This is a genomic window from Actinoplanes awajinensis subsp. mycoplanecinus, from assembly GCF_001509495.1.
Classification (GTDB): domain Bacteria; phylum Actinomycetota; class Actinomycetes; order Mycobacteriales; family Micromonosporaceae; genus Actinoplanes; species Actinoplanes palleronii.
This window is the reverse complement of the sequence record NZ_LLZH01000080.1, coordinates 1-2,977: the sequence shown is the minus strand read 5'-3', so window position 1 is coordinate 2,977 and position 2,977 is coordinate 1. Positions and strand designations below refer to the sequence as shown.

1 protein-coding gene is annotated in these 2,977 nt (G+C 69.8%); it reads left to right on the top strand.

What is annotated here, in order from left to right:
• Positions 1 to 2,977: non-ribosomal peptide synthetase (locus tag ADL15_RS11845; RefSeq protein WP_157441324.1), on the top strand; the 2,977-nt coding region annotated here is incomplete at both ends.

Below are 2,977 nucleotides of genomic sequence, written 5' to 3'. Positions count from 1 at the left end.
GCGTGAGGTGGATCTGGCCGCGTACGGCCAGCAGGATGTGCCGTTCGAGTATCTGGTGGAGGTGCTCAACCCGGCACGCTCGATGGCACACCACCCGCTGTTCCAGGTGATGCTGGCCCTGCAGAACGCGCCCACCGGCGAGTTCCAGCTGCCCGGCCTGTCGACGTCGCTGTACTCCGCCGGCACCAAGACGTCCCGTTTCGATCTGCTGATCAACGTCTTCGAGGAACTGCGGAGCTCGGGGTCGTACGGGCTGACCGGCGCCGTCGAGTTCAGCACCGACCTGTTCGACCGCGAGACGATCGAGCGGCTGATCGAGCGCTTCCGCCGGGTGCTGACCGCAGTGGTGGCCAACCCGGACGTCGCCGTCGGCGACGTCGAGGTGCTGGACGACACGGAGCGTGAGGCCCTGCTCGGCCGTTGGAGCGGCCAGCCCGGCGCGGTGCCCGGCGACATGCTGCCGCAGCTGTTCGAGACCCAGGTCATGCGTACGCCGGACGCGCCGGCCGTGATCTTCGGCGATGCCTGCCTGACCTATGAGGAGCTCAACGCGAGGGTCAACCAGCTCGCGCGCCGGCTGATCGGCCAGGGTGTCGGGCCGGAGGACGTCGTCGCTGTGGCACTGCCGCGCTCCCTCGAGCTCATCGTCGCAATCATGGGAACGGTGAAGGCGGGCGCGGCTTACCTGCCGGTGGACCCCGCCTACCCCACCGAGCGCATCACCTTCATGCTGGCCGATGCCGGCTGTGCGGTCACACTCGATGACCCGTCGGCCTTTGCCACATTGACGGACTTCCCGGCGGCCGACATCGGCCCCATCGACCGGCTGACGGCCGCCAGTCCCGTATACGTGATCTACACGTCGGGATCGACCGGTGTGCCCAAAGGCGTCGTCATGGCGGTCGGCGGACTGCGGAATCTGCTGGCCTGGCACGAGCGGGAGATCGGCGGTGGACCCGGTGACCGGGTCGCCCAATTCACCTCGGTCAGCTTCGATGTGTCGGCGCAGGAGATCCTGTCTGCGCTGCTGACCGGCAAGACGCTGGTGATCACCCCGGACGAGGTGCGCGCGAGCGGTGAGCTCCTGGCGCTCTGGCTCGCCGAGCAGCGGATCACGGAACTCTACGCACCGACGGTGGTGCTGGAGGCCGTCTGCCTGGCCGCCAACGAGGCGGGATCGACCCTGCCCGCGCTCCGGCACGTCGTCCAAGCGGGCGAGGCGCTGGCGGTCACCTCTCAGCTGCGGGAATTCTTCTCCCGGCATCCCGGGACACGCCTGCACAATCATTACGGCCCCGCCGAGACGCACGTCTCGACCGGCATGCGGATCGCACCCGAGCACAGCGAGCGCTCCGCGCCGATCGGCCGCCCGGTGGACAACGACCGCGCCTACGTTCTGGACTCCGCGCTGCGCCCGGTGCCGGTCGGTGTCCCCGGCGAGCTCTACATCGCCGGAGCCGGCGTGGCCCGTGGGTATCTGAACCGCCCCGGCCTGACCGCGCAGCGGTTCCTTCCCGACCCGTTCACCGCGGACGGCACCCGCATGTACCGCACCGGCGACATGGCCCGGTGGCATGCGGGCGACGGGGTCCTGGAATTCCTGGGCCGCGCCGACGACCAGGTGAAGGTGCGGGGTTTCCGCATCGAGCTCGGCGAGGTCGAGGTCGCGCTGACGGCGTGTCCCGGCGTGACACAGGCCGCGGCAGCGGTCCGCGACGGCCGCCTGATCGGCTATCTCGTCGGCGCCGGCGCGGACGTCGCGGCCGTACGGGCAGAGCTTGCCCGGCGGTTGCCCGGCTATCTGGTGCCGTCGGTGTTCATGCGGGTGGAAGCCCTGCCGGCGACCCCGAGCGGGAAACTCGACCGCAGATCTCTGCCGGCGCCAGAGCTCGGCACCACCCCGGCCAGCCGCTCTCCCCGCACCCCGCAGGAGGAGATCCTCTGCGGCCTGTTCGCCGAGGTTCTGGGGCTGCCGTCGGTCGGGGTCGAGGACAACTTCTTTGACCTCGGCGGGCATTCGCTGCTGGCCACCCGCCTGATCAGCCGCATCCGCAACACGCTGGACACCGAGCTGCCCATCCGGGCTCTGTTCGAGACCCCGACCGTCTCCGGCCTCGCGCAACGGCTCGACGAGAACCGGCAGCTGCGACCCCCGCTGACCCGCGCGGCCCGCCCGGATCGAGTTCCTCTGTCGTTCGCCCAGCGGCGGCTGTGGTTCCTGCACCGGCTGGAGGGTCCCAGCCCGACCTACAACATGCCGATGGCGCTGCACCTCACCGGAGATCTCGACATCGGCGCGCTGCGCGCCGCCCTGCAGGACCTGGTCGACCGGCACGAGAGCCTGCGCACGATCTTCCCCGAAGTCGACGGCGTGCCTTTCCAACAGGTCCTGCACGGTGCCGAGGCGCAGGTCGAGCTGCTGCCGCAATCGCTCGGCCGGACCCGGATCGAGCCCGAACTGACGCGCGGAGCACGGTACGCGTTCGACCTCGACTCGCAGATGCCGCTCCGCGCCCAGCTCTTCGCGATCACGGAGGACGGGTCGCCGACCGACGAGCACGTTCTGTTGCTGGTGCTGCACCACATCGCCGGCGATGGCTGGTCCCTCGAGCCGTTGTCACGCGATCTGGTCACCGCCTACGAAGCCCGGATGCAGGGGCGAGAGCCCGGCTGGTCGCCGCCGCCGGTGCAGTACGTGGACTACACGTTGTGGCAGAACGAGCTGCTGGGCGACAAGGACGATGACGGCAGTCTGTTCGCGTCGCAGGTTCGCTACTGGACGCAGGCCCTGGCCGGCCTGCCGGAGCAGATCGCCTTGCCGGTGGACCGCGCCCGGCCGGCGGTGGCCTCGTTCCGTGGCGACCTGCTGGACTTCCAGTGGGACGCGGATCTGCACCGGGCTCTGGTGGAGCTCGCCCGTGGCAGTGGGACCAGTTTGTTCATGGTGTTGCAGGCCGGTCTGGCGACGTTGCTGAGT